25 protein-coding genes and 3 pseudogenes are annotated in these 24,752 nt (G+C 52.0%); 22 read left to right on the forward strand and 6 right to left on the reverse strand.

Features of this window, described 5'->3' with window-relative positions; translation table 11 throughout:
• Window positions 1–5: 5 nt before the first annotated feature.
• From AU509_RS12325 to AU509_RS12335, 3 genes are read left to right on the forward strand one after another with little or no spacing between them, the layout of a single operon-like run.
• A complete protein-coding gene (locus AU509_RS12325) occupies window positions 6–743 on the forward strand; it encodes a phage tail tube protein (protein WP_094118476.1) in 738 nt (245 codons plus the stop codon).
• Window positions 744–792: 49 nt separating this feature from the next.
• Window positions 793–1,473 carry a DUF6246 family protein gene (locus tag AU509_RS12330; protein WP_094118477.1) on the forward strand — a complete coding sequence of 227 codons (681 nt, stop codon included), beginning with the start codon at window positions 793–795 and terminating at the stop codon, window positions 1,471–1,473.
• A 12-nt stretch (window positions 1,474–1,485) separates the two neighbouring features.
• On the forward strand, window positions 1,486–1,671 hold the full coding sequence (locus tag AU509_RS12335; protein ID WP_094118478.1) for a hypothetical protein: 186 nt from the start codon (window positions 1,486–1,488) through the stop codon (window positions 1,669–1,671).
• Here AU509_RS12335 and AU509_RS12340 read toward each other — a convergent pair.
• Window positions 1,668–1,856 carry a hypothetical protein gene (locus tag AU509_RS12340; RefSeq protein WP_094118479.1) on the reverse strand — a complete coding sequence of 63 codons (189 nt, stop codon included), beginning with the start codon at window positions 1,854–1,856 and terminating at the stop codon, window positions 1,668–1,670. The genes AU509_RS12335 and AU509_RS12340 overlap by 4 nt on opposite strands.
• Before the next feature lie 147 nt (window positions 1,857–2,003).
• Here AU509_RS12340 and AU509_RS12345 point away from each other — a divergent pair, with 147 nt between their 5' ends.
• Window positions 2,004–2,342, forward strand: coding sequence for a hypothetical protein (locus AU509_RS12345; RefSeq protein ID WP_162896364.1), 339 nt, complete (start codon window positions 2,004–2,006; stop codon window positions 2,340–2,342).
• 65 nt (window positions 2,343–2,407) lie between these two features.
• Window positions 2,408–2,692, forward strand: coding sequence for a hypothetical protein (locus AU509_RS12350; RefSeq protein ID WP_139824051.1), 285 nt, complete (start codon window positions 2,408–2,410; stop codon window positions 2,690–2,692).
• Between the two features lie 44 nt (window positions 2,693–2,736).
• Here AU509_RS12350 and AU509_RS12355 read toward each other — a convergent pair whose 3' ends face one another.
• Window positions 2,737–3,114, reverse strand: a complete 378-nt coding sequence (locus AU509_RS12355) for an Arc family DNA-binding protein (RefSeq protein ID WP_094118481.1) — start codon at window positions 3,112–3,114, stop codon at window positions 2,737–2,739.
• A gap of 116 nt (window positions 3,115–3,230) precedes the next feature.
• Between AU509_RS12355 and AU509_RS12360 the strand changes: the two genes are divergently transcribed.
• From AU509_RS12360 to AU509_RS12380, 5 genes and pseudogenes are all read left to right on the forward strand, one after another.
• Window positions 3,231–3,404 carry an Arc family DNA-binding protein gene (locus AU509_RS12360; protein ID WP_094118482.1) on the forward strand — a complete coding sequence of 58 codons (174 nt, stop codon included), beginning with the start codon at window positions 3,231–3,233 and terminating at the stop codon, window positions 3,402–3,404.
• The gene (locus tag AU509_RS12365) at window positions 3,394–4,059 is read left to right on the forward strand and encodes a BRO-N domain-containing protein (protein ID WP_094118483.1); all 666 of its coding nucleotides are present in this window, start codon (window positions 3,394–3,396) and stop codon (window positions 4,057–4,059) included. The genes AU509_RS12360 and AU509_RS12365 overlap by 11 nt, the downstream gene beginning before the upstream one ends.
• 79 nt (window positions 4,060–4,138) lie before the next feature.
• Window positions 4,139–4,921 (forward strand): ORF6N domain-containing protein, encoded by a 783-nt coding sequence (locus tag AU509_RS12370; RefSeq protein ID WP_094118484.1) that lies wholly within the window; start codon window positions 4,139–4,141, stop codon window positions 4,919–4,921.
• A gap of 418 nt (window positions 4,922–5,339) precedes the next feature.
• Window positions 5,340–6,773: pseudogene (locus tag AU509_RS12375) on the forward strand (tape measure protein); the annotation flags it as partial.
• Window positions 6,770–8,413 carry a phage tail tape measure protein gene (locus tag AU509_RS12380; RefSeq protein ID WP_094118486.1) on the forward strand — a complete coding sequence of 548 codons (1,644 nt, stop codon included), beginning with the start codon at window positions 6,770–6,772 and terminating at the stop codon, window positions 8,411–8,413. The pseudogene AU509_RS12375 and the gene AU509_RS12380, both read left to right, overlap by 4 nt.
• A 21-nt stretch (window positions 8,414–8,434) precedes the next feature.
• Here AU509_RS12380 and AU509_RS12385 read toward each other — a convergent pair whose 3' ends face one another.
• On the reverse strand, window positions 8,435–8,665 hold the full coding sequence (locus AU509_RS12385) for a hypothetical protein (protein ID WP_118895066.1): 231 nt from the start codon (window positions 8,663–8,665) through the stop codon (window positions 8,435–8,437).
• Window positions 8,666–8,720: 55 nt separating this feature from the next.
• On the opposite strand from AU509_RS12385, the gene AU509_RS12390 reads away from it, so the two are divergent.
• From AU509_RS12390 to AU509_RS12415, 7 genes are all read left to right on the forward strand, one after another.
• Complete coding sequence (locus tag AU509_RS12390; protein WP_094118488.1) at window positions 8,721–9,071, forward strand: phage tail protein; 351 nt, start codon at window positions 8,721–8,723, stop codon at window positions 9,069–9,071.
• On the forward strand, window positions 9,068–9,772 hold the full coding sequence (locus AU509_RS12395; RefSeq protein ID WP_094118489.1) for a phage minor tail protein L: 705 nt from the start codon (window positions 9,068–9,070) through the stop codon (window positions 9,770–9,772). Before AU509_RS12390 ends, AU509_RS12395 begins: the two co-directional genes overlap by 4 nt.
• Entirely contained in the window at window positions 9,772–10,503 is a 732-nt protein-coding gene (locus AU509_RS12400; protein WP_094118490.1) for a C40 family peptidase, read from the forward strand. Before AU509_RS12395 ends, AU509_RS12400 begins: the two co-directional genes overlap by 1 nt.
• Window positions 10,446–10,970 carry a tail assembly protein gene (locus AU509_RS12405; protein WP_094118491.1) on the forward strand — a complete coding sequence of 175 codons (525 nt, stop codon included), beginning with the start codon at window positions 10,446–10,448 and terminating at the stop codon, window positions 10,968–10,970. Before AU509_RS12400 ends, AU509_RS12405 begins: the two co-directional genes overlap by 58 nt.
• A 63-nt stretch (window positions 10,971–11,033) precedes the next feature.
• Complete coding sequence (locus tag AU509_RS12410; RefSeq protein WP_094118492.1) at window positions 11,034–14,180, forward strand: TipJ family phage tail tip protein; 3,147 nt, start codon at window positions 11,034–11,036, stop codon at window positions 14,178–14,180.
• 265 nt (window positions 14,181–14,445) lie between these two features.
• Window positions 14,446–15,144, forward strand: a complete 699-nt coding sequence (locus tag AU509_RS17985) for a hypothetical protein (RefSeq protein WP_139824052.1) — start codon at window positions 14,446–14,448, stop codon at window positions 15,142–15,144.
• A 15-nt stretch (window positions 15,145–15,159) separates the two neighbouring features.
• Window positions 15,160–16,275 (forward strand): tail fiber domain-containing protein, encoded by a 1,116-nt coding sequence (locus AU509_RS12415; protein ID WP_139824053.1) that lies wholly within the window; start codon window positions 15,160–15,162, stop codon window positions 16,273–16,275.
• Window positions 16,276–16,732: 457 nt separating this feature from the next.
• On the opposite strand, the gene sapB is transcribed toward AU509_RS12415, so the two are convergent.
• The 3 genes from sapB to pspF all read right to left on the reverse strand — a co-directional run bounded on the left by sapB (window position 16,733) and on the right by pspF (window position 20,534).
• On the reverse strand, window positions 16,733–17,698 hold the full coding sequence (gene sapB, locus AU509_RS12420; RefSeq protein WP_094118494.1) for a putrescine export ABC transporter permease SapB: 966 nt from the start codon (window positions 17,696–17,698) through the stop codon (window positions 16,733–16,735).
• On the reverse strand, window positions 17,695–19,392 hold the full coding sequence (gene sapA / locus AU509_RS12425; protein WP_094118495.1) for an ABC transporter substrate-binding protein SapA: 1,698 nt from the start codon (window positions 19,390–19,392) through the stop codon (window positions 17,695–17,697). Before sapA ends, sapB begins: the two co-directional genes overlap by 4 nt.
• 152 nt (window positions 19,393–19,544) lie before the next feature.
• Window positions 19,545–20,534, reverse strand: coding sequence for a phage shock protein operon transcriptional activator (pspF, locus tag AU509_RS12430; RefSeq protein WP_094118496.1), 990 nt, complete (start codon window positions 20,532–20,534; stop codon window positions 19,545–19,547).
• Window positions 20,535–20,757: 223 nt separating this feature from the next.
• Here pspF and pspA point away from each other — a divergent pair, with 223 nt between their 5' ends.
• From pspA to AU509_RS12455, 5 genes and pseudogenes are all read left to right on the forward strand, one after another.
• The gene (gene pspA / locus AU509_RS12435; RefSeq protein WP_094118497.1) at window positions 20,758–21,423 is read left to right on the forward strand and encodes a phage shock protein PspA; all 666 of its coding nucleotides are present in this window, start codon (window positions 20,758–20,760) and stop codon (window positions 21,421–21,423) included.
• 64 nt (window positions 21,424–21,487) lie between these two features.
• Window positions 21,488–21,715, forward strand: coding sequence for an envelope stress response membrane protein PspB (gene pspB / locus AU509_RS12440; RefSeq protein ID WP_085651870.1), 228 nt, complete (start codon window positions 21,488–21,490; stop codon window positions 21,713–21,715).
• Window positions 21,715–22,071, forward strand: coding sequence for an envelope stress response membrane protein PspC (gene pspC, locus AU509_RS12445; protein WP_085651869.1), 357 nt, complete (start codon window positions 21,715–21,717; stop codon window positions 22,069–22,071). Before pspB ends, pspC begins: the two co-directional genes overlap by 1 nt.
• A gap of 144 nt (window positions 22,072–22,215) precedes the next feature.
• Window positions 22,216–23,623, forward strand: a pseudogene (locus tag AU509_RS12450) (YcjX family protein).
• Window positions 23,620–24,658 (forward strand): annotated as a pseudogene (locus tag AU509_RS12455) (TIGR01620 family protein). The pseudogenes AU509_RS12450 and AU509_RS12455 overlap by 4 nt, the downstream one beginning before the upstream one ends.
• Window positions 24,659–24,752 lie beyond the last annotated feature (94 nt).

Below are 24,752 nucleotides of genomic sequence, written 5' to 3' on the forward strand. Positions count from 1 at the left end.
CAAATATGGCTAATTGCCAGAATAGCAACGAACGTTTGTTCGGTGGCGCCGTCGTGCTTGAAGTTGCCGACGGTTGCAGCGATACGCAGCCGCAGGAATCAGAATGGAAAGCGCTGGCCGCCGGTACGAGCAAGGGGTGGGACTTCTCGCCCAACACAGTGACATCTGACGCTGACGACGGCGGCGGTTATGTCGAAAGCATCATCACCAACTCCGACTTCACCATGAGCTTTGAAGGCGAAGTCCGCAAGCAGGACAAGCTGGACCAGTACGGCGTAGGCCGATTCATCAAGTACTTCGCTGCGGAACTGTCGGCGCGGCGTCAGCCGGGGATCTGGGTTCGTATGGAGTACGGCCCGGTCACCTTCATTGGCTACATGGTGGTCACCGCGCTGAGTTCTGATGGCGGCACTAACGATATCGTCACCCTGAGCACTGAGTTCAAAGTTGGCGACGCCAGCACCATTCAGGTTATCGACTCCGACGAGACGGTAGCTGCCACCGGCGTAACGGTATCACCGGCCACCGCCTCTGTCGCTGTGGGTGCCACCACTCAGCTGACGGCTACGGTCGCACCATCCACCGCTTCCAACCAGTCTGTAACTTGGGCGTCGTCTAACACGGCGATCGCTACGGTCAGTTCCACTGGTCTGGTTACCGGCGTTGCCGATGGCACCGCGACTATCACGGCCACCACAGCTGACGGCGGCTTCACGTCCACGTCCGAAGTCACGGTTGCGTGATCATTACAAGGGGTGGCGTGCTGCCCCTGATAATGATTACGGAGAACATATGACGCCTCACAAAGATATCGGAGAGTGCCTGATTTCTTCAGGTGATAGGGACTATTTCTTTCGGCCATCATTTGCGGCCATGACAAAAATCGGGACGCCGGAGGAAATCGTCAGGGCGTTCTATGTGCTGCACAAAGATGAGCTTGCGCCGCTGATATCGCGCATCAAAAAGGTATACCGGGTGACACCACCGTGCGTGTCGAGGTTCATCACCAGACCGCAATTGATAAAGCCAGTCCTGTATGCAGCTATGGATGTGATTCAGTCCTGCTGTGACGAAGATGTAACGCCGCTGGTGGGCGAGATTATCCCTTCACGAACCGGCAAATGGGCCTTTGTTTATCGCCCAGGGAGAATGAGCTTTAACGACATGGTGATTATCGCCAGATCGCTAATTACCCATGGCATTATCGGCAAAGCCAAAGTTCGTCAGTTACAGCGCAATGAGGGCGGCGGTGCCACGACGGAGTTTAACGCTTTCGAATACATCACCTCGGCGCGTACGCATTTGAATCTCAGTCGTGAGGAAGCTGAACGGCTGACCATGACAGAGTTTCAAATGCTGCTGGCGGCGAAATACCCAGACCAGAAAGGATTCACCCGCGAAGAATACGACCAGGTCGCAGATGACTACCTGGCTAAGAAAGCCAAGCGAATTGCCAATGCAGGCAAAAAATAAGGACGAAAAACCATGAGTAAAACCGAAATGACATCAGAAACCACAAAGGGTGGATATATGAATTTTTATGAAATCCCAGAGCCGATTCAAGCCATCATGGCAGAAACGCTAAAAGAGGCGCTCTTGACGGGCAGTACAAAAGAGCCAGAGGAAGTGGCTCTTATCATCAAACGTGCCTTCGAAAAGCTAATGAGTTAGTAAATCCCGCCCTGTGTTTGAGGGTACTTCTCAGTTAAATGCTTCTCAATGATGTCGTAAATGCGTAGAAGCTCCTCCGCATTCATTTCATAGCCGGCATCAATCTTGCCGGCTCTAATCAACTCAATAACCAACTGTTGAGCGGCTAATTCTGGGTGTGCCTTAGGATTTATGATGTCCGTCATTTTTAACTCCTTTTGTGTGTGAGCTAACAACTTACCCTGAGATTCCGAACGATCCCATCCTGATATATAAACAGCACTAACCAATCACCTTGAGGGCCTAGCTAGTTGTGATAGGATTGTTCTGATTGCAATCAAAGGGGTAGAGATATGAAGAAGATTTTATTGGTCACTGCTATTTTTTTATCGCTTAACGCTGCCGCGTCAACAAGCTATACAAAGGAGCAGCTCAACTCCATGGACGCATCAGGGCAGTATCCAGAGCAAGAATCTCCCGTAACAAAAAGCGTAGAGAACGTAGATTTCAAAAGCTGTAGAAATAGCACTTATGGTGTCTACAGCCAGATCTTGGGGAACTATCCCGCAAAAGAGATTGTCGATACTGGAATCCTTTATGTCGTAAAGCTTTGGACTAATGATGGTGTAATTACAGTTTCCTGTTCTGAGCCTGACGGCAAGAAAATCGTAACTCAATCGTCTTATAAGTAAGGAAGATGTGGTGTGTAAGCATTTTACTAGGATTGCGTGGTCATTTTCTGATGAGGGATAGCGCTATGAGAAATGGAATTTTTGTTTTCTATTTGGCGATTTTATTGCCATTTATGTCCATGGCAGAAAACCGGTCTAGTGACATGTTGGACCAGCTACATAACGGTGTTTGCAAAGAACATCCAAAACCAGAGCTTTGCAAAAGGGTTGTCGGGATAATAATGAAAAGCGTCCAGCAGAACGACACACTTTATGGTGAGTGTGTGAAAAATAAACCGACCTCGCCGGAAGAGGCAATGTATTGCCAAGATTCAAAAGATTTAAGAGAAAAAATAGCAGCATACAAATGACAAGATAAATTTGTATCGGATCATTAGGTTGATAAAAGGCCCACTCAGGTGGGCTTTTTTCCCTTAGGCACAAGTTCATAAATCTCTAAAAGTCCACCTATAGCTGCCTCAGCTGCGTCTTTAGCTATCTGTTCTGAAGCATCTTCGATTATCCCTTTGGCAGCATTTTTCAGGAATTCGTTTAGCTCTGAAGAGGTAATTGTTATTTCCTTATCAGGATCATAAGGAAATTGTTCTATGGGTTCGTTGGCTATATCGCCAAAAATGGAATCTTTGATTAGCGCATCCTGCAGTATCTGCACGATCTCCGAGTTCATTGAACGGCCATGAGCCTTTGCTCTGGCAGCTACAGCGTCACGCATCCCGTCAGGCATTCTAACCGTGAACCTTTCTACGAAAGCTGGATCTTCTTTTTCCGTCATTTTTTTGAACCGTAATAATATATACAAAACAAAGTAGCATCATATTGACATTATCTACAATGACATCATAATGGTGTCAGGCATCAAAATGATGTCATCACTATAAGGGGAAGTAAATGCAAGACGTACTTTACACCGGGCGTAAGAACGATAGTTTTCAACTGCGTCTACCTGAGCGCATGAAAGAGGACATCCGGCGCATGGCTGAGATGGATGGAATATCGATTAATTCTGCGATCGTGCAACGTCTGGCGCGTTGTCTTCGTGAGGAGCGTTCAAGTGGGAAGTAAAAACGACGAAACCCGGCAGTGCGCTAACACCAGCCGGGCCTCTATCGAACGTAACCTTGCGGGAAACATCGACATGAATAGTTTAACTAATTACGAGCTGAAGTTCCACAACACCACTTTTCATCCTGTAGTTGATGGCGGCTCTATTTGGCTGACATCTACCGAGTTGGCGAAAGCGCTAGGATATGCTGATACAAAGGCTGTAAGCATCTTATATAACCGTAATCAGGACGAGTTTACACCCGGAATGTCATTGGTTATCAATATGACAACCAACGGTATAAACAATAGCTTACGTAAGAAAAAGGTTCGTGTATTTTCAATTCGCGGCGCTCACCTCATCGCCATGTTTTCTGATACCCCGGTAGCCAAAGAATTCCGTCGATGGGTGCTCGACATTCTGGATCGTGAAGTTGCGCACGGTAACGTACCGTCAGATTTCGATTTCCATAATGCTGCGAATGCAGCGCGATCTATAAACCATCTTCTTTCGGAGATTAAGGATATTTGGAGGGGTGGGTTAGAGGATGCCTTGAGGCTGATGGAGTACAAAAGCCGTGGCGATATTAGTGATCGCTTGGCTTACATGACATTCATTACACTGCCGCTTGAAAAGGCGCTGGTTAAGGAAGATAGAAAAGGAAGGATTCACTGATAGGCGTATGGGATGGCGCAAAAAGAAAAACCGCCAGTGGACGCTGGCGGCTTACATCAACTGTTGACTGGAGATTCTAATGCAACAATCAACTGCGTTAAATGTAGCAAACCCCGTTCTTAATGTCGATCCTGACATGTGTCCAGTTATTGAGTGGTGCGGCGTCCGCGTTGTCACCACTGAGACTCTTGCAAAAGGATATGGTACGGACGAGGTTAATATCCGCGTCAATTTGAAGAATCACCGAGAAAGATTCAACGAGGGAGTTCACACCTTTACTATCGAGGGTGAAAATCTTCGAAATTTGCGAGTAAACAATGTTAACGCACAAATTTCCAGCAAAGCTCGCTCGTTAACACTGTGGACAGAGAAGGGCGCCGCCCGCATGTCCAAGATTGTAGACACAGATGAGGCTTGGGGATTCTTTGAGAAACTTGAGGATTCATATTTTCGGCCGCAGGAATTTAGCGCATTGCCACTGTCGTATGAGCAAGCGCTTGAAGACCTTCTTTCTAAGGTTAAGGAAAACAGAATCATCGCCCAGCAGCGAGATTATGCCATCGAAACTAAAGCGTGGATTGGTAAAAGACGGGAGGCTACTGCGATGGCCACCGCTTCAGTGGCGACACGAGAGAAGAACAGGTTGGCTGAGCGGTTGGGCGAAGGCAAAAATTACGCTGCAATTATCCCTGTAGAGAAAAAGACAGGCCGGGAATTCAAATGGCAGCCGTTGCGTAAATGGTGCCGTGATAGCGGTGTTGAACCAAAAGAAGTTGATGATAAACGTTTCGGCACGGTCAAATCATGGCCTCGTGATGCGTGGATGGCTGTTTATGGAATAGATATTAAAAAACTATTTTAGATTAACGACTAACCCGCCACGGCGGGTTTTTTATTGCCCGGAGAAAGTGATGAGCGAAAACCTTGGCGGGATTTACATCGACATTGAGCTTGAATCAGCTCAGCTTCTCGATGGAGCAAAAAAGGTTAATGAAGCACTGTCTGGCATGGGCTCCAACGCCGGTAAAGCGTCAGGAAATTTCGACGGTGTCGGTAAGTCTGCGAATAGCGCCGGTAAGTCGATAGCCAGATCGGCAGATGATGCGAGTCAGGCTGCCAAGATGATGGAACGGCTTGGTAACGAAGTCGCTATCCTCGAAGAGGCAAACGAAAAAGGCGCCCGCAGCGCCGTTGTGCTGGCGGCTCAGCTACGTGCTGGCTCAACTGCTACATCTGCGCAGACGAAAGAAATCGGTGAGCTCGCCGGAAAACTGTACGACATGAAGACGGCTCAAAATCAAGTCGCCACATCAGCATCAGCATCCACCTCCGTTCTTACCGGTCTGTCTAGGGTGGCAGCCGCAGTATCAGCTGCGCTTTCAGCTCGTCAGGTTTCGGCGTATGCCGATGCATGGACGACGCTCAGCAACAAATTAGCGAATGCCCGCCGAGCAAGCGAGAGCGCGGCAGACGTAACTGATCGCGTCTTCAATATATCACAGCAAACACGTTCCAGCCTGGAAGGTACGGCGACAATCTACGCTAGGCTTGAGCGAGCCACCCGCAGCTATGGGACCAGTGTCAGTGATCTGTCCAAACTGACTACCATCATCAGCCAAGGGCTCATCGTATCCGGAGCAACCGCTAGCGAAGCGGAAGGAACGATGATTCAGCTTTCGCAGGCGCTGGCATCAGGAACCCTTCGCGGACAAGAATTTAACTCAGTTAACGAGCAGGGAAACCGGCTTATCGTAGCGCTTGCTGATTCAATGGGCGTGTCTGTCGGGCAGATGAAAGCACTGGCAAATGCCGGGAAACTCACCACGGATGTGGTTATTAATGGATTGTTGTCTCAGGGTTCAAAAATAGGGCAAGAGTTTGCCAGAACGACGACGACCATTGGGCAGGCAATGCAGACTGCCAGCAACAATATCACCAAATTTGTTGGTTCATCGTCCACTGCCAAAACCGGAATCAAGATCTTTAACGATACCGTAATCACGCTGAGCGAAAGCCTAGATGCCGTTTCTAATATCGTACTCGCCGTCAGTGCGGTTATGGGGTCTCGATACCTTGGCGCGCTAACCGCATCAACAACAGAAATGATCAAGAACGCAGCAGCGGCATACAAGGCTGCCTCGGCGCAAGGCGCGATGACGGCAGCAGTCACTGCGGCCAAAGGTGCGTTTTCTCTTGTAGGAGGACCAGCTGGTGTGGCAGCACTCGCGGCCAGCGCGATTTTCTATTTCTATGAGAAGTCCCAGCAGGCTAAGCAAGAAGCCATCGACTTTGCTGACAAACTTGATGGCGTGATCGCCAAAATGCGGCAAATGAATGATATTCAGCTGTCCGGCACAATCGCCGACCTGAATACATCCCTGCGCGCGCAGCAAGATCGCCTATCTGAATTGAGCGCGGCGCATCAAGAGAACATCAACGGCCTGTACAACGCACAACAGGCAATGAAGAACTCCACGGCTGGGTCGTGGGCGTATCAATCAGCATCAAAAGCCGTGTCTGAGTGGCAAGATAAGGTGGCTCAGTCAGCGCGAGACACAGATGATGCTGAGACAAAGCTAAGCAAAACAAAAAGCGCTCTCGGTATGGCCCAAGCTCAGTTGAGTGGGCAACTTAAAGAAGGCGTTGAGTTACTGGCTAAAGATGCTGAGAACGCCGGTGTGGCTGCGGGGATGATGAGCCATCTAGCAAGATGATCGATATTGCATCTGCCGCCAAGGAGAACTTCAACTCATCAAGCTTGCAAGTGCCAAGAAATGAAAAGGGCGATAAATACCTCGAAAAAATCAAGGAAGAGAATGACCTCCTGGCGATCACCGACAAAAGGGAGCGTGCGATAGCCGAGGCCAGGCAAAAGGCGCTCAATGATGGAGTGGGGCTTTACTCAAACCAGATGAGGCAGATTGAAGAAGCTGCCGCGAAGAATTACGACCTGAAGGAGTCAGAGAAGGGAAGGGATAAAGCCACCAGAGACGCAGCGGCAGCAGGTAAGAGCGCAGAGAAGCAGGCGGAAAGAAACGCCCGTGTCTTAGAGGATTATCGCCAAAAAGCTGAGCTGAGCGCTGACTCAACGAGTGACTTGTCAAGAGAGCAGACGATACTTGCCGCAAAGAGCAAGCTGATTAACCCGACGCCGGAGCAAGTGGCTACCGTTGAGCGAGACGCCGCCGCCGCATGGGATAAGGCAGCGGCGCTCAAGGCGCAAAGCTCTGTTCCTGAACTGAAAGAGAATGCCGACTATTCCAAGCAAAAGCAGCAACTGGAGCTTTTGAAATCCGCCAAGGACTCGCAGGGCAATTTGCTCATTAGTCAGCAGCAATATAACCAGCAGTCCGAGCAGTTAGAGCAAGACCATCAAACCAAACTGGCGGAAATAAGGGCTAATCAGGCAGTCACTCCGCAACAGGATGCCGCCGCTAAGGTTGACCCTGTTCAGCAGCTGGCTAATGAGAACGCGCGAAAGCTGGCGCTAATTCAGCAGTTCGAAGCCAACAAAACATTAACCCACGACCAGGCTGAAGCGTTACGGAATGCGACGGATACCCAATACGAACAGCAGCGCATCGCTGCCCAGTGGACTATCTACCGAAACCAGAGCGTGGCAAATGAGCTATTGGCTTCTTCCATTGAATCATTCAGTAGCGGGGCATCTAGTGCCATAACTGGCCTGATCAACGGGACTCAGAGCCTTTCTGAGTCCTTCGCGAACCTAGGAACCTCTATCTTAAACGGCGTTGTCAGCAGCCTTGTTCAGATGGGGACGCAGTGGGTTATGTCCACGCTCATGGGGCAGGCGGCGCAGGAGAGCGCAATAGCTGCAAATCAGGCAACATCAATTGCAGCCTTAGCAGCTTCGACATCCGCAGGTATCGCATCGGCATCTGCTCTTTTAACCGCATGGTCCCCGGCCGCTATGGCCGCGTCAGTTGCTTCGTATGGAGGTGCGGCGACCGCAGGCTTAGCTGGCTACACCACGGCGATGACTGCGGCTCAGACGATGTCTATTGCTGGAGCGAGAAAGAACGGCGGCCCTGTATCGGCCGATTCCATGTACCGCGTCGGTGAAGGCGGCAAGCCTGAGATATTCAAGGCGAGCAACGGCAACCAGTACATGATCCCCGGCGACAACGGCTCTGTTATCAGTAACAAGGATATCGGGGGTTCCGGTGGAGGTGGTGGAGGGGTGGTTATGAATGTTGCGTTCAATATTCAGACGTCGGGAGGAATTGATGATGCCACCCAGAAACAGATGGCAAAGACCATGGAAAACGTGGCCATGAAAGTAGTTAAAGAGCAAAGCTCTAGGCCGGGTGGCATTCTACAGCCGAGAAAATAGACGGTGCGAGTTCGGCCTTAGTTACTCGAACGCCTTAGTTCCAATCTCTATAATTTCTTTAACTTTGATGTGCATTTCTTTCATGTACTCCCTGATTTCATCATCTTCATCAGGGTCGGCGATAGCAGGAGATGCACAATTTGCCAATCCTTTCAGTAGTTCTTTCTGCTCATTAGTTAGCACGGAAATCACGAAGTGAAGCACTGTTTGCGCCGCTAATGAATCTATAAGCAATTCTTTATTTTCGGACATATATATCCCCATTTGTCAGAATTTTTTAAATCTAATTATAGACAGGATCCACCAAATGCCAGAAACATTCACATGGAGTCCCCAAAAGGGCTTCACGGTTACCCGTACGCCAAATGTATCTGTCGTGAGTCTTGGCGACGGGTATGGACAGCGGCAGGTCAAGGGAATTAACCCTTTGATGGACAGCTACTCACTGACTTTCGTTGGCGTCGATGGACTATGTGGCAGGGCCAACATCGCGAAGGATGCCGAGGCGTTCATTAAGGCGCGTGGCGCCGTTGAGTCATTCTACTGGACGCCATCAGATACCGGCATTCAGGCTCTTTTTGTGTGCCGGTCATGGACGATGACAAAAACCGGGCAGAAATATGATCTGTCCGCCACGTTCGAGCAGGTTCCGCGATGAGAGACATACCAGCAGAGCTAATCATTGAGAGCGTTGATGCCGGAGTTGGCGCAATGCTTGACCTCTATGAGGTTGACCTACAGAGCTTCGGCGGTGATGTGATCCGGTTTCACTCCGGCACTAACGGTTACTTCGGTGATGTGGTGTGGCAGGGCCGTGTTTATTCTGCCTACCCGATCGCTGTAGAAGGGTTTGAAACCAAGTCGGAAGGGACATATTCACGCCCTACGATGACGGTCGCCAACATATCCGGGCTAATCACCGGTATAAACCACGATTTCGATGATGCATTAGGCGCGGTGGTTACACGGCGTCAGGTGTTGGTAAAGCACCTTGATGCGGTGAACTTCCCAAACGGGAACCCTGAAGCAGACAGCACGATGGAGGCGGTTTCACGTTATGTCATCGAGGAAATGGCGGAAGAAACTTTCGAGACGGTTACGTACAACCTCGCGACCCCTGTTGATTGCGACAACGCTGTCATCCCGGCCAGAACCATTCTTGCCGACGTGTGCCAATGGCAATATCGCGGGGAGGGGTGTGGATATAGCGGCGGCGCCGTAGCGGACGAGAAAGACGCGGCCACTTCGGACCTGTCCAAAGACAAATGCTCAAAACACCTATCCGGGTGCCGGCTGAGGTTCCCTAAGCCAAACTCATTGCCGTTTGGCGGCTTCCCAGGCTCGTCTAAGGTGTCCTGATGACTGATATCGAAAGCGAATGCCTTAACTATGCTGCCTCATCAAGCGATGAGGTGTGCGGGCTGATTATTGAAGATAGTCGGTTGTTCAGATGCCAAAATATTCACCCTGAACCAAGCCTGCATTTCCGGATAGACGACAGGGAATGGATGGCGGCGGAAGACCTTGGCGAGGTAACGGCGGTATTTCACTCCCATCCCATTGATAAACTTGTTCTGTCTGGCGCCGACCGTGTGGCACAAATTTCTACCGGAATTCCTTGGTGGCTGGTCAGCGCAGGGAGACTGAGGAAATTTAACCCCGTCCCGCATCTTTTAGGCCGGTCTTTTGTCCACGGAACAATGGACTGCTACACGCTGTTCCGTGACGCATACCACCTCGCCGGGATAGACCTGCCCGATTTCGAAAGGGCTAATGGCTGGTGGGTGAGGGGAGAAAACCTTTACATCAAGAACGCGGTAGCCACTGGGTTTCACGAGGTTGGATTTGCAGATATACAACCTGGTGACGTGATCATCCGCCGCGCCTTCGCAGAGTCCGACCCATGTCACGCCATGATCTACCTCGGCGATAACATCGTTCTTCACCATGAAAACGCAGGTCGTCTCAGTAGAAGAGAGCCATGCCGCCCTGCCTACATCAAGTTAACCCATTCCATTTGGAGGCATGAACAGTGCTCAAATTTAGATTTGCGGGGAATTTACGACGACATTTCCGCCAAATTGAGTTGAATGTTGAAACCGCCGCGCAGGGACTGAGGCTTTTGTTGGCGCAGTGTCCTGAATTCAAGCGTGATTTCTACAAGACGAAACTCCGCATCAGAATGGCCGGTGATGATATTCACCCCGACCAAATCGACTTCCACATGAACCGTAAGTTGCGAGACGGTTCGACGGTCCTGCTTGCTCCTGTAATTGAGGGTTCTATCGGTACATCCTCACCTATATTTTCGGCTATAACGATGGGGCTTTTGGTTGGGGCTTACTCCTCATATATGGCGGGGAAAGTCAAGACATCTGCCGAATCAGATTCAGAATCAGACTCGATAACCAACAACTCATTCACAAGCGCTGATAATCGCGTAGGTCAGGGACGCCCTGTACCCTTGCTGTTGGGTGAAATGGTGGTCGGTAGCAATGTGATTAGCCTCGGGATCGATACATCTAACAATGCTGATTGGGAAATATCGATCAGCTAACCCCCAATTTTTAACGAAAAAATAAATAGCCGCCTTCGGGGCGGTTTTTTTATGGAGAAAGTCATGGCATCAGGCGGCGGAAGTTCCAGCACGGCCACGCTCGTAGACGACAACCTAAAGTCAAAACAGTTTTTGCGAGTATTGGATTTGGTCTCGGAGGGGCCAATATACGGGCCTGTAGACCAAGAACACCTTTCATCATTTCTACTCAACGACTCCCCAGTTACAGATTCTTCAGGCAATACCAACATCAATGGCGTAAGCGTCGCGTGGCGGCCTGGTTCGGGCACCCAAGCGGCGATAAACGGCTTTGACGCAATCGAGGCGACGACGATAGTGAACAATGAGGTCGCGTACGACACGCCATTGGTTCGCACCGTCACGGACTCGGAAGTAGACCGGGTAAGAGTTAACCTTGGGGTCTCAGGGCTGTTATCTCAAGACTCAAAAGGCAACCAGAGCAATACATCAGTGACGATGGTTATCGAGACACGAACCAACAACGGCTCGTTCTCTATTGCAAAAACGGTCACGATCACCGGGAAAATTTCGGGTGAGTACCTGGAAGCTCACACCATTGACGCCCCAGAAACAAAGCCGTTCGACATTCGCGTACGTCGTACAACCCCAGACAGCACCAGTGATTTATTGACTAACGGCACCGTCTGGAACAGCTACACAGAGATTTCTGACTACAACCTTTCTTACCCATATGCCGCTATTTGTGGGGCGGTTATCGACCGTGATCAGTACACGGACACCCCGACAAGGACCTACCACTTACGTGGATTGATCGTAGACGTTCCTGATAATTACGACCCGATAAACAGGACTTACTCAGGCCTGTGGACTGGTGGCTTCAAATCTGCGTGGACGAATAACCCGGCATGGATATTCCGTGCATTGGTGAAGAATGAGCGTTACGGCCTTGCGAGACAGGCTGGGTATATTGATGTAGACGACGGCAGCTTATACACGCTATCGCAGTTCTGCGATCAGGTGGTTGATGATGGATTTGGTGGTGAGGAGCCGCGATTCACTTTGAACGCCTATGTCACAGAGCAGACGAGCGCCAGAGACATTCTGGATGATATTGCTGGAATGTTCAGAGGGATGGCCTTGTGGGATGGGATGCGTTTCACCATCATGCTGGACAACCCACAGGACGCGGTGGCCGCAGTAACAAATGCTAATGTTGTTAATGGCGTGTTCAAGTACAGTGCATCCAAGCGTTCAGAACGGTACAACGCCGTGGTCGTGTCTTGGACGGACCCTAATAACGGGTGGTCAGAAACGAAAGAGTTTGTATCAGATGACCAGCAGATCGACCGGTACGGGTACATCGAGACAACCCTGGAAGCGTATGGATGCACCTCGCGAGGGCAGGCATACCGCGCTGGAAAGTGGATGATTGAAACGGCTAAGCGAGAAAGCCGCAGCGTCAATTTTCAAATGGCTCGTGATGCGATTGCGTTCATGCCTGGTGACGTTATCGAAGTCATGGATAACAAGTATGCTGCCGCCCGCCTTGGCGGCCGAATTATCTCTCATTCGGGCGCGACCATTGTTGTCGATGCCGATGTTTCTACTGTCGCCTCTAATGGTGACTCTATGAAAATCATGGGTTCAGACGGCAAGATGGTTAGCTATGAAATTTCTGCCATTAACGGCGCTAAAATCACACTCAGTTCAGCACCTGCATGGGTTCGAGATGGAACTGTTTTCGTAATATCTTCAGCTTCCGTAGCCACGCGTTTATTTAGGGTGATGGGTATTGCTGAGGATGAAAACAACTCAACTTACACTATCTCGGCAACTCTACACGATCCAAACAAACAGGCCATCGTTGACGAGGGCGCCGTATTTGAAGCGCCGAACGATACGCTAAATGGTTACCGAGTCCCGAACGTTGAAAACCTCAAAATCACCAACACCAATAGTGAGACCGTGCAGGTAACAGCCTCATGGGAGACTGCAACAACGACCCGGAATATCCGTTTTGAACTTCGCGTTTATAACGAGTCCGGGCAGGTGGTCAAACAATATGAGACTGACCAGTATCGGTACGAATTCTACGGCCTGGATGCCGGGACATATAACCTTGGCGTCCGGGGGCGTAACGATAATGGGATGAAGGGCTCCGAAACCCAGGTCAGCATGGTGATTGGCGCGCCGTCGGCCCCCACCTATATACAGTGGACACCTGGTATATTTCAGGCAGATATCGTCCCAGTGATGTCTGTGACGGCCACGACTGACACAACATTCGAATTCTGGTACAGCGGTGAAACTCAGATCGCCAGCCTTAACCAAGTTGAAGATCAGGCCCAGTATCTTGGCCGGTCCAATCAATGGGTAATCAATGGGCTAAAAGGCGACACTACTTATTACGTCTATGTTCGAACGAGAAATGCGTTTGGTTCATCTGCGTTCGTTGAGGCGTCAGGTCAGGCGTCATCTGATATACCCGGCATGATTGATTACATTGATGATGCGATTAGGGAATCAGAGTCATTTGAACGTCTCACTTCCAACATTGACACAAACATTGAAGGAATATTGCAGAATGCGATGAATCTCGACGCATCTGTCGATCATCAATTTGAGGCGTATGGGCGCAATCGAGCAGATATCATCTCTGTCCGTCAGACCGTTGCCGACAACGATAGCGCATACGCACAAAAGTTTGAGCAAATCCAATCCCAGTCAGACCAAAACACCTCATCCGTTCAACAAATATCAAGTGCATATGCAGATCTTAGCGGCAAGCTATCGGCTCAATGGGGTGTAAAGGTACAGGCTGACAATAACGGCAACAAATACGTTGCCGGGATGCAGTTAGGTGTTGAAGGAAATGGCGGCACTACGCAGTCATACGCCTTATTCAGCGCAGATAACTTTGGTATTTACAACACCAATAATGGAACTTACCAGCTTGCATTCACCGCTGTAAATGGACAGGTGTTTATGAGGGATGCTTTTATTGATTATGCATCTATGACTTTGGCTAAAGTTGGATCTTGGTATTCATCTAATTATGTGGCAGGAACTTCCGGTACAATAATGAAGTCTGATGGCACCTTTGAAGTTAATGGCTCAAGTAGCGGCGAAGGGAGGATGTATATTACAAATAAGAGAATATCTGTGTACGACGAAAATGGTAATATAGCTGTGGTTATGGGTAAGAAAATAGAATTGGAGGTAAAATGAGTTACGGAATACAGACTTTTATAAATGGAACCTCATTTGATGCTATTAATAGTATTGACTTCAATTACGTAATAGACTCGTTTACTGTTAGCTCGTCAGGGTCTAAATCATATTCATTGCAATATGGAATGCAAATGAATGCGGTAATATTCAACGAAAACACTCCTACAAATAAGGAGCTTGTTTTCAATATATCGGTGTCTGGCTCAACATTAACATGGAGCGTCAATGCAACCGTCACGATAATAGTTTTTGTGAGTTACTAATGACATTCTCAGCGCAGATAATGAAAAATGGACGACTGGCAATTGCTCCCACGTTTACTCCAATGGTGCTTGTTCAGGTAATTGATGTTGCTGCTGGGGCTGGAGGTATACCCACCATCGTACCATCATCAAGCCCATTCATGGCGTTCCATAGGAGTATAGAATCGTCCATGGATGGGATCAATTGGGTTGTAGATAGTTCGGGTGCATACGTTGTTCTTAACTTTAATTCGGCGGCTATGAAGTCAACTTCCGGTCGTATTTATATATTCTCAAACTTTGTAGTGAATGTTCCTGAATACGGTCTTTATGTATACAGTGAGGGGAGGGTCGTTTATCACAACAACTGTCTTCCTTTGAAAGTTAACACTATATCTTATAATCAATCAGAAATAACATCTTCGGCACCTTTAGCAGTGTGCAGTTGCGTAACTGAGGTGGTTGAGGAATTTTATCCTGATCCGGATCCATATAGTGCTAAATTTCAGGTCATTGAAAGAAGGAGGGCTTCGGCAGGGTATGAATCTGGTAGTTACAAGGTCACCTTTATGGGGGTTCTTAGCCATGTTGAGAATTTAATAAATCACGATATAGATCCGCCAACTTATCCGATAGTAAATATGTGGAATGTTAATACTATAGCATATATAGAGTGCTCTTTATATGACCAGTATTATAAGCAGGCATTGGGATATTAATTTCCGGAGATATATATGTCATCAGGTACGATCACATTAACGAATAACTCGGCTGTAGTGAGTGGTTCGTCAACATCTTTTTCTTCAGATTTAACTGCTGGTGATTTTATTGTGTCCGTCATCGGTGGAGTTACTTACACGCTGCCGGTAAAGACAGTGGATAGTGGCACTCAGTTAACACTGATTAAGGCCTATAATGGGCCATCTACATCAGGGGCCGCATGGAACGCCGTACCAAAAGACACAATGACGGCGATCACGGCACAACTGGCCTCTCAGGTTACTTATGCCATCAGGGGATTGAACCTAGACAAGAATAATTGGCAGCAAATACTGAGTGGTTCGGGAACTGTGACCGTTAATCTCCCTGATGGAACAACATATTCAGGACCAGCCTGGAAGGGCGTAACTGATCAGATATCTGCAATAAACATCTCGTTAGCAGCGGTAAATTCGGCAAAACTGGGGATAGCTAATAACCTTTCTGACTTGGCGGATAAAGCAGCAGCAAGAACCAATTTAGGTGTAATACCGTCCAGCGGAGGAACCTTAGCCGGCCCTTTAAACTGCACAACAGGATTTCCCCTGACTGTCCCATTCAACGGAGATTCATCTGGTTATGGAGTTTGTAAAGGAGTGGATAATTTCCAAGCATCTTACCAGTACTATATTTCATCAGGAAATTTTCATAGCGCGAGGATACTTCTTCAACAAACATCATCAGGGACTAGTTATGTTTGGACTTTTAGAAATGATGGTAACGCATATTCTGGTGGTAGCTGGGTAAACGGATCGGATGAAAGACATAAGACAAATATCAAGGTAGTAGATAATGCCCTTGAGTCTGTTGTCGGGTGGCGGGGGTGCACATATAACAAAAAAGACGGGGTAGCTGAAGTTGGGCTAATTGCTCAGGATGTGGAGAAAAATTGTCCAATTGCTGTTTCAGAATCACCCAGAGAATTTAGTGACGGAACGGTAATTGATGATTTTAAATATTTGAACACATCTGGAGCGGCCGCCGCGTATCACACGGAGGCGATAAAGCAGCTACTGGATCTGATTGAGGAGTCTATTTCCAACCCCGAGTCAGCATTGGCTAAAATAAAAGAAATAAAGGGTGGTGACTGAAAATAACATGGGTTTTTATTATAAAATTACACATGTTATTAACATGATATAACCAATATGCTGTAGCAAGCATGCGAACTCAACCCTATAACGAGGCAATCCTCAATGTTCGCCCCGCGTGCCACGGACGGCTCTGATTCACTCACAAAATTTCATCAATCCAATCAGCCCACCACTGCATCATTTTTCTGCGTTTATCAAGATATAGTGCGGTGGTTTTGCAAGTCGCGCTGGTGGGTTGGGGCTAGATATTAGCCGTCCGCCCGCCAGTCCGCCCGCCCGCCAAGTCAAATCACATTCCCTCTCATGCTCTCGTAACCTCTGACGATTCGCGAAATCGAAGTAATAAAAGACTTAAATATAATGTGTACATCAAAGTGTGCCTAATTTGATATCTTTGTCTTTGTATAAAGATAATTGCATGATAATAAATGAAAAAATATTTATTATATAAGTCTTATCTGAGAGCATACCATTCCTTATGTTTCAATGGGTTGGTCATCGCACCCCAGATATCAGACAGCACGCCAATGGAAGACACCATCATACCGATCACCATCACGCCTGCCGAAATCGCGGCATAGTCCTGCTGGCGGATGGCGTTCACCAGCCAGCGTCCCGCGCCCGGCCAGCTGAACACGACTTCGGTGATCATCGCCAGCGTCAGCATGGCGGAAAATTGCAGCCCCAGCTTGGGCACAATGGGCGGCAGCGCGTTGTGCAGCAAATGACGACGGATGATGGTCGTGCGCGATAGCCCGCGCGTGTAGGCCGCCTTGATGTAGCTTTTGCCGATAATTTCGGTGGTGCTGATCCGCATCAGCCGGAACACTTCGGTCGTGGGAGCGACGGACAGCACCGTTACCGGCAAAATCAGGTGGCGGACGGCGCTCATCATCATCTCATCCCGGTAGGGGGACTTCGCCAGCCAGGCGTCTATCAGCGAAAATCCGGTGACGCGCGGCACCTGATAGAGCAGGTCGAAACGGCCGGATACCGGTAGCCAGCCCAGGTGCAGCGAAAAGAATAGGGTCATCAACAGCGCCAGCCAGTAGACCGGCAGTGAGAACCCCAGCAGCGCCAGGCCGCTCAATATCTTGTCCTGCGTTTTGTTTTGCAGAATACCGGCGGTGATCCCCAGCACGATGCCGATGACCAACGCCAGCGAAAAGGCCAAAACACACAGTTCGATGGTGGCGGGCAGCACCTCTTTCAACTGCTCGCTAACGGGCTGTCCGTTGATGCTGGACAGGCCAAGGTTCCACTGGAACAGGCCGACGATATAAAAACGGTAGGCGTCAAACAGCGCCACGCCGCGCAGCGGTGCGTGGGGCGTGAAATAGAGCAGGCTAAAGCCGACCAGGGTCAGCAGAAACAGCGTCACCACCAGCAATAGCAAGCGGCGCAAGGCATAGATAATCACGGCGCGACTCCTTCCGTCGGCGGCGGTTCCGGCAGTTCGGGCGCAGCAGGCTTCGGCGCATCGCTTTCGCGGTAGACCCCGGCGAAAGAGGTATTGCCGAAGGGACTGAGCACCAATCCTTTCATGTCGTAACGATAGGCCTGCATACGCAGCGACGACGCCAGCGGCAGCACCGGCAGCTGGTCGGCCAGAATCTGGTGCGCTTGCTGATAATAATCAATGCGTTTGGAGAGCTGTTGTGACGACAGCGCGTCCTGTAACACCTGATCGAATCCGTTATCGCACCAGTGGGCATAGTTGGTTTGCGAGCGGATGGCGGCGCAGCTTAACAGCGGACGGAACACGCTGTCCGGGTCGTTACTGTCCGTGGCCCAGCCCGCGAGGGTCAGGTCGTGATTCATTTCCATCAGACGCGCTTCCTGAAAGCGTCCCTCAACCGGTATCAGCGTCACTTCAACGCCGACCTGAGCCAGATCGGCCTGAATCAGCTCGGCGGTTTTCACCGGGCTGGGGTTGTAGGACTGTGACGTACTGGGCACCCACAGCTGAAGGTGCAAATTATTCACTCCCAGTTCCTGAAGCATCCGACGCGACTTATCGGGATTGTAAGCGGTGATCTGCGCTTCGCTGTTATAGGCCCAAGAGGCGCGCGGCAGAATGGACGCGGCGGTCTCCGCCGTACCGTAATAAATCGACTGCATCAGACGGTCGTTATTAATCGCCAGCGCCAGCGCGTGGCGGACGCGCGGGTCGTCCAACGGCGGTTTTCGCACGTTGAACGCCAGATAGGCGACGTTCATGCCCGGACGCAGCGACAGACGCAGACGCGGATCGTTACGCAGGATGCTGAGCTGACTGGCGGCCGGATAGGCCAGAACATCGCACTCGCCGGTCAGCAGCTTGGACAGGCGTCCGGTCCCGCCCGCGCCGAGGTCGAAGACGACCTGTTCCATGCGCGGCTGGCCGCGCCAGTAGTCGTCATTACGCTGTAGGCGCACAAACTGCCCGTAGCGGTATTCGTTCAGCATATACGGGCCGGTGCCGACAGGCAGGCGGTCGATCAGCTCCTCTTTGTCCTGCTGTTGCAACTGCTGGGCATATTCCGCCGACAGGATGGGCGCGTAGTGTGTTGCCAGATGCCACAGGAAGGAGGCATCGGGTTTGTTCAGCCGGATCTCGACGGTGTAGTCGCCGATTTTGCGAATACTCTGCACCGTGTCGGCGAACTGCAGACTGTCGAAGTAGGGATATTCGCCGCCGTTGATGTCGTGGAACGGGTGGTGGGCATCCAGCATTCTCTGGAAGCTGAACAGCACGTCGTCTGCGTTCATCGCACGGGTGGGCGCAAACCATGCCGTGTGCTGAAACGGCACATCGTGGCGCAATGTGAAGCGATAGGTCGCGCCGTTATCCAGAACTTCCCACCGCTGGGCTAGCTCGGGAACCAGTCGATAGGTATAGGGATCTACGCCCAGCAGGCGGTCATACAGCTGTGCGGCGAGGGTATCCACCATCACGCCGCTACGCGCCATCTGCGGGTTGAACGTCGTCAGTTCATCGTTGACGCAATACACAAAGCCGCTGCTGCGGATATCTTCCGGCGGCGTCGGGCTTGGCGTGGGCGGCAACGGTGCAGCCAGCGCGGAACCGGTTAACCAGATCAACGCTAGCGCAAGAGTATATTTTCCAGACATACGGGAGTTTTCAGGCAATATGCGATAGACAGAGTGTAACGCACTCTGCGCCTCGCCCCAATTTCTTGTCGCCAACCGTTGCCTTTTTCACCATCAGAGACAAGCGTCCCTGCGTTATATCGTCCCCGCTGCCATCATCGCCGTGTCTTAATTCAGACCTCATTCACGCTGATGGCCTGTTTTTTCAGCAGTCCGCGTAGCTGGTGGTAGCTCAGTCCCAACAGCTCGGCGGCCTTGCGCTGATTAAAGCGCGATTGAGTCAGCGCTTGCTGCAACAGTTGTCGCTCCTGCTGGCTCAGCCAACCGCGCATATCCAGCGGCAATGCGGGCAGGGTGTCTGATTTGGCGTCCGGCACCGTCGGCGTGGCTGAGGGTTGAAACGGGTTGATGATGATATGGTCCAGCGGCTCGCTACTGGTGCCGTGGCGATAAACGGAACGTTCCACCACGTTTTTGAGCTCGCGAACATTCCCAGGCCAGCTGTAGTCGAGCAGGGTGCGCTGCGCCCGCTCGGTCAGGCCGGGGAAGAGGGGAAGTCCCAGCTCCCGGCACATCTGAACGGCGAAGTGGTCCGCCAACAGCATGATGTCCTGCTGACGTTGGCGTAGCGGAGGAAGCTGCACCACGTCGAATGCGAGGCGGTCCAGCAGGTCGGCGCGAAATTTTCCCTGCGCCGCCAGCGCGGGCAAATCATCGTTGGTGGCGCACACCAGCCGCACGTCGACCTGCAACGATTGCCCGCCGCCCACGCGTTCCAGCACGCCATATTCAATGACGCGTAGCAGCTTTTCCTGCACCAGCATCGGCGCGGTCGCCAGCTCATCCAAAAACAGCGTGCCGCCGTCGGCGCGCTCGAAACGGCCGAGATGCCGCTTTTGAGCGCCGGTGAATGCGCCAGCCTCATGGCCGAACAGCTCCGAATCCAGCAGGTTCTCATTCAAGGCGGCGCAGTTGAGTGAAATGAACGGCCCCTGCCAGCGGGGAGACAGATAATGAAGGCGGCTGGCGATCAGCTCTTTACCGGTGCCGCGTTCGCCGATCACCAATACCGGTTTGCTGAGTTGCGCCAGTTGAGACACCTGCTCCAGCATTTCGAGGAAGCTGTTGGCTTCCCCCAGCAGAGAATCTTGTTCGTAAGCCACGAAATCACCTTGTCATATTGACTAACTGTTAGCGAGTTTAACCAGCATAGCAGCCGGGCATCATGACGTAAAAAAGAATAATGCTTTTAAATTCAGTTAATTATTTTATTTTGCGACATTGGCACGGAGATTGAATTACCTCATGGAGATAACGTGACCCGATACGCCGGGGCGGATCCAACGGGCGTACCAAGACGCCGGAAATCATTAAGAGGATAACACTATGGGTATTTTTTCTCGTTTTGCCGACATCGTTAACGCCAACATCACCTCCTTGCTGGACAAGGCGGAAGATCCCCAGAAGCTGGTTCGGCTCATGATTCAGGAAATGGAGGACACGCTGGTTGAAGTGCGCTCCACCTCAGCCCGCGCGCTGGCGGAGAAGAAACAGCTGGCGCGTCGCATCGTGCAGGCGCAGTCTCAGCAGACGGAATGGCAGGAAAAAGCCGAACTGGCGCTGCGTAAAGATAAAGAAGATCTGGCCCGCGCCGCTCTGATTGAGAAGCAGAAGCTGACCGATCTTATCGTCGTACTGGAGCAGGAAGCGGAGAACGTGGATGAAACGCTGGAACGCATGAAGCGTGAAATCGGCGAGCTGGAAAATAAACTGACCGAAACCCGCGCCCGCCAGAAAGCGCTGACCCTGCGTCATCAGGCCGCCAGCTCTTCGCGCGATATTCGCCGTCAGCTGGATAGCGGCAAGCTGGATGAGGCGCTGGCGCGCTTTGAGCAGTTTGAGCGCCGCATCGACTCCATCGAAGCGGAGGGTGAAAGCGTGGGTTTGGGCAAACAGAAAACGCTGGACCAGCAGTTCACCGAACTGAAAGCGAACGATGAAATTGACGCGCAGCTGGCGGCATTGAAAGCTAAAGTAAAACCTACGGAGTAACCGCTACGGGCTGTCGCCATCGGCGGCAGCCTGAGATACGCATCATGATTATTAAGGAGAGAAAATGGGCGCCTTGGTTCTGACGATGATACCGCTGACCATTTTTCTGCTATTCGTCGCTCCGCTTTGGCTTTGGCTGCATTACAGTCAGCGAAAAAACCGTGCTCAGTTGGGGACGGCGGATATGCAGCGGCTGCACACATTGACGCAAGATGCGCAGCGTATGCGCGAACGTATTGAAACGCTGGAAGAGATTCTGGATGCGAAACATCCGAACTGGAGACAATCCTGATGAGACTGAACCGGAGTTTTAAAAAGCTGTATCTGATGCCGGAAGAGGGCATGATCAAAGGCGTTTGCGCCGGACTGGCCCACTATTTCGACGTGCCGGTGAAGCTGATCCGCCTGATTGCCGTGCTGTCGATCTTTTTCGGCCTGTTCTTCTTTACCGTGGTGGCGTACATCGTGCTGAGTTTTATGCTGGAGCCGGCACCGCCTGACGCCTACGGGACGCCGGACGCGTCTCCCAACCAACTGTTGGATCAGGCGGATGCGCAGCTGATGGAGAGCGAACGTCGTCTGCGTGATATCGAACGTTATATCACCTCTGACACTTACGGCGTGCGCAGTCAGTTCCGCCAGATGTAATCCCCTCTGCCACGGTCAAGCCTGCGCCGACGCCGTGGCACGTCTGTTACCCCGGCACGTGCGCTTTCGCATTTTGCTATCGGGCACCATAATAGCGTTTACCCACCATCACCCTCTTAAACGACACACAGGGAAAGGAGAGTCATGGCAAATCCCCTAAATCGATTGCAGCAGGACATCGGCGCGCTGGTGAATCGCGGCGTCGATCGTCATCTGCGTCTGGCCGTCACCGGCCTGAGCCGCAGCGGCAAAACGGCATTTATCACCGCGCTGGTCAATCAACTGTTGTCGGTACACAACGGCGCGCGTTTGCCGCTGTTCACGCCCGTCCGGGAAAATCGGCTGCTGGGCGCGCGGCGCATTCCTCAGCGTGACCTGGGCGTACCGCGTTTCGCCTACGACGAAGGCATGGCCTCGCTGTACGGCGAGCCACCCGACTGGCCGACGCCGACGCGCGGGGTGAGTGAGATCCGACTGGCGCTGCGTTACCGCTCCAATGATTCGCTGCTGCGGCATTTCAAAGACAACTCCACGCTGTATCTGGAAATCGTCGATTATCCGGGGGAGTGGCTGTTAGATCTGCCGATGCTGGAGCAGCGCTATCTGGACTGGTCCCATCAGATGAGCGGGTTGTTGCAGGGAGAACGGCTGACGTGGGCGCAGCCTGGCTGACGCTGTGCGAACAGCTGGACCCGCTGGCACCCGCGGATGAAAACCAGCTGGCGGCGGTGGCTCAGGCTTACACGGATTATCTGTTGCGCTGCAAACGGGAAGGTCTGCATTTTATTCAGCCGGGCCGACTGGTGTTGCCCGGCGATCTGGCGGGGGCGCCGGTACTGCAATTCTTCCCCTGGCCGCTAAAGCGCGATGGGCAGGAGTCCGCGCTGGCGCAGGCTGACGCCTCGACCAATATCGGCATGTTGCGTCAGCGTTTTGACTACTACTGTCAGCATGTGGTGAAAGGTTTTTATAAGCAGCACTTTGTGCGCTTCGACCGCCAAATCGTGCTGGTGGATTGCCTGCAACCGTTGAACAGCGGCGTTCAGGCTTTTAACGATATGCGTCTGGCGCTGACGCAGCTGATGCAGAGCTTTCACTATGGCAAACGTACGCTGTTCCGCCGTTTGTTCTCTCCCTGCATCGACAAGCTGATGTTTGCCGCGACCAAGGCGGATCACATCACCACCGATCAGCATGCCAATCTGGTGTCGCTGTTGCAGCAGTTGGTGCAGGACGCCTGGCAAAACGCGGCGTTTGAGGGCATCAGCATGGAATGTGCCGGGATTGCCTCCGTTCAGGCCACGCAAAGCGGTCTGGTCGACCACCAAGGCAGAAGATCCCGGCGCTGAAAGGCCATCGATTAAGCGATGGCGAGCCGCTGACGGTCTATCCCGGCGAAGTGCCGTCACGATTGCCGGGACCGGCATTCTGGCGGGAGCAAGGGTTCCATTTTGATGCGTTTCGACCGCCGGAGATGAGCATCGATACGCCGCTGCCGCATATTCGCCTGGATACGGTGATGGACTATTTACTGGGGGACAAATTGCGATGACTGAACCGCTGAAACCGCGTATGAGCTTTGAAGAGGCGCCACCGATGGACTTGCCGCCGACGCTGCGTCCCAACGTGACTTTCGACGAGCAGGCCGCCCAGGAATTTACGCCCACGCTGGCGGAGAGCGAGCCAGAAGAGGGCGTAGCGGAAGCGGCAGTGAGCGGCGCGTTGCGCCCACGTCGCAGTTTGTGGCGACGCATGGCGATGGCGGGCGTCGCGTTGTTCGGCGCCAGCGCCGTCGCGCAGGGTATCCAGTCGCTTCACCATGCGTGGCTGAGTCAGGACTGGATTTCTCTTGGCGGCATCGCTGCCGGAACGTTGATCGTCGGCGCGGGCGTCGGGTCGCTGGCGATGGAGTGGCGTCGTTTGTACCGTCTGCGTCAGCGGGCGGAGGCGCGCGACCGCGCCGCCGAGCTGTTGCACAGTCACGGGATGGCGCGGGACGTGCGTTTTGCGAGCATCTGGCGCGGCAGGCTGGACTGGACCACGGACACCCGGCGATGCAGCGCTGGCTCGCCTCGCTGCATGAAACCCACAACGATCGGGAAGTGGTGGCGCTGTATGCCGAGCTGGTGCAACCCGTACTGGACATACAGGCGCGGCGCGAGATCAGTCGATCAGCGGCCGAGTCGGCCTGATGGTCGCCGTCAGTCCGCTGGCGCTGGTGGATATGGCGTTTATTGCCTGGCGTAATCTGCGGTTGGTCAATCGGATCGCCGGTTTGTACGGCATTGAGCTGGGTTATTTCAGTCGGATTCGCCTGTTTCGTCTGGTGCTGCTCAACGTGGCTTTCGCCGGCGCGTCTGAGCTGGTGCGTGAAATTGGTATGGACTGGATGTCGCAGGACCTCGCAGCCCGTCTGTCCGCGCGCGCCGCACAGGGGATGGGGGCGGGACTTCTGACGGCTCGTCTCGGCATCAAGGCGATGGAGCTGTGTCGTCCGCTGCCGTGGCTGGACGATAAGCCGCGCCTGGGGGATTTTCGTCGCGAGCTGGTAGGCCAGTTAAAATCAACGCTCGCTGCTAAAAAATAATTCGCCTGACCCGATGTCGCCCACGGTGATCGCAGCAGGGGAAAAGCGTATATTGCACTCACGATAACACCAGGCTGTCCGCCTTTTCATGTGA

The organism is Lonsdalea britannica, from assembly GCF_002111595.1.
Taxonomy (GTDB): domain Bacteria; phylum Pseudomonadota; class Gammaproteobacteria; order Enterobacterales; family Enterobacteriaceae; genus Lonsdalea; species Lonsdalea britannica.

What these genes read in the sequence shown, in the direction of transcription:
- AU509_RS12400 (WP_094118490.1), top strand. Translation starts at nt 9,772, where the DNA reads ATGACTGATATCGAAAGCGAATGCCTTAACTATGCTGCCTCATCAAGC.
- AU509_RS12390 (WP_094118488.1), top strand. Translation starts at nt 8,721, where the DNA reads ATGCCAGAAACATTCACATGGAGTCCCCAAAAGGGCTTCACGGTTACC.
- AU509_RS12395 (WP_094118489.1), top strand. Translation starts at nt 9,068, where the DNA reads ATGAGAGACATACCAGCAGAGCTAATCATTGAGAGCGTTGATGCCGGA.
- AU509_RS12335 (WP_094118478.1), top strand. Translation starts at nt 1,486, where the DNA reads ATGAGTAAAACCGAAATGACATCAGAAACCACAAAGGGTGGATATATG.
- AU509_RS12385 (WP_118895066.1), bottom strand. Translation starts at nt 8,665, where the DNA reads ATGTCCGAAAATAAAGAATTGCTTATAGATTCATTAGCGGCGCAAACA.
- AU509_RS12410 (WP_094118492.1), top strand. Translation starts at nt 11,034, where the DNA reads ATGGCATCAGGCGGCGGAAGTTCCAGCACGGCCACGCTCGTAGACGAC.
- AU509_RS12370 (WP_094118484.1), top strand. Translation starts at nt 4,139, where the DNA reads ATGCAACAATCAACTGCGTTAAATGTAGCAAACCCCGTTCTTAATGTC.
- pspB (WP_085651870.1), top strand. Translation starts at nt 21,488, where the DNA reads ATGGGCGCCTTGGTTCTGACGATGATACCGCTGACCATTTTTCTGCTA.
- pspC (WP_085651869.1), top strand. Translation starts at nt 21,715, where the DNA reads ATGAGACTGAACCGGAGTTTTAAAAAGCTGTATCTGATGCCGGAAGAG.
- pspA (WP_094118497.1), top strand. Translation starts at nt 20,758, where the DNA reads ATGGGTATTTTTTCTCGTTTTGCCGACATCGTTAACGCCAACATCACC.
- AU509_RS12345 (WP_162896364.1), top strand. Translation starts at nt 2,004, where the DNA reads ATGAAGAAGATTTTATTGGTCACTGCTATTTTTTTATCGCTTAACGCT.
- sapA (WP_094118495.1), bottom strand. Translation starts at nt 19,392, where the DNA reads ATGTCTGGAAAATATACTCTTGCGCTAGCGTTGATCTGGTTAACCGGT.
- AU509_RS12415 (WP_139824053.1), top strand. Translation starts at nt 15,160, where the DNA reads ATGTCATCAGGTACGATCACATTAACGAATAACTCGGCTGTAGTGAGT.
- AU509_RS12330 (WP_094118477.1), top strand. Translation starts at nt 793, where the DNA reads ATGACGCCTCACAAAGATATCGGAGAGTGCCTGATTTCTTCAGGTGAT.
- AU509_RS12380 (WP_094118486.1), top strand. Translation starts at nt 6,770, where the DNA reads ATGATCGATATTGCATCTGCCGCCAAGGAGAACTTCAACTCATCAAGC.
- AU509_RS12340 (WP_094118479.1), bottom strand. Translation starts at nt 1,856, where the DNA reads ATGACGGACATCATAAATCCTAAGGCACACCCAGAATTAGCCGCTCAA.
- AU509_RS17985 (WP_139824052.1), top strand. Translation starts at nt 14,446, where the DNA reads ATGACATTCTCAGCGCAGATAATGAAAAATGGACGACTGGCAATTGCT.
- AU509_RS12355 (WP_094118481.1), bottom strand. Translation starts at nt 3,114, where the DNA reads ATGACGGAAAAAGAAGATCCAGCTTTCGTAGAAAGGTTCACGGTTAGA.
- AU509_RS12325 (WP_094118476.1), top strand. Translation starts at nt 6, where the DNA reads ATGGCTAATTGCCAGAATAGCAACGAACGTTTGTTCGGTGGCGCCGTC.
- AU509_RS12350 (WP_139824051.1), top strand. Translation starts at nt 2,408, where the DNA reads ATGAGAAATGGAATTTTTGTTTTCTATTTGGCGATTTTATTGCCATTT.
- AU509_RS12360 (WP_094118482.1), top strand. Translation starts at nt 3,231, where the DNA reads ATGCAAGACGTACTTTACACCGGGCGTAAGAACGATAGTTTTCAACTG.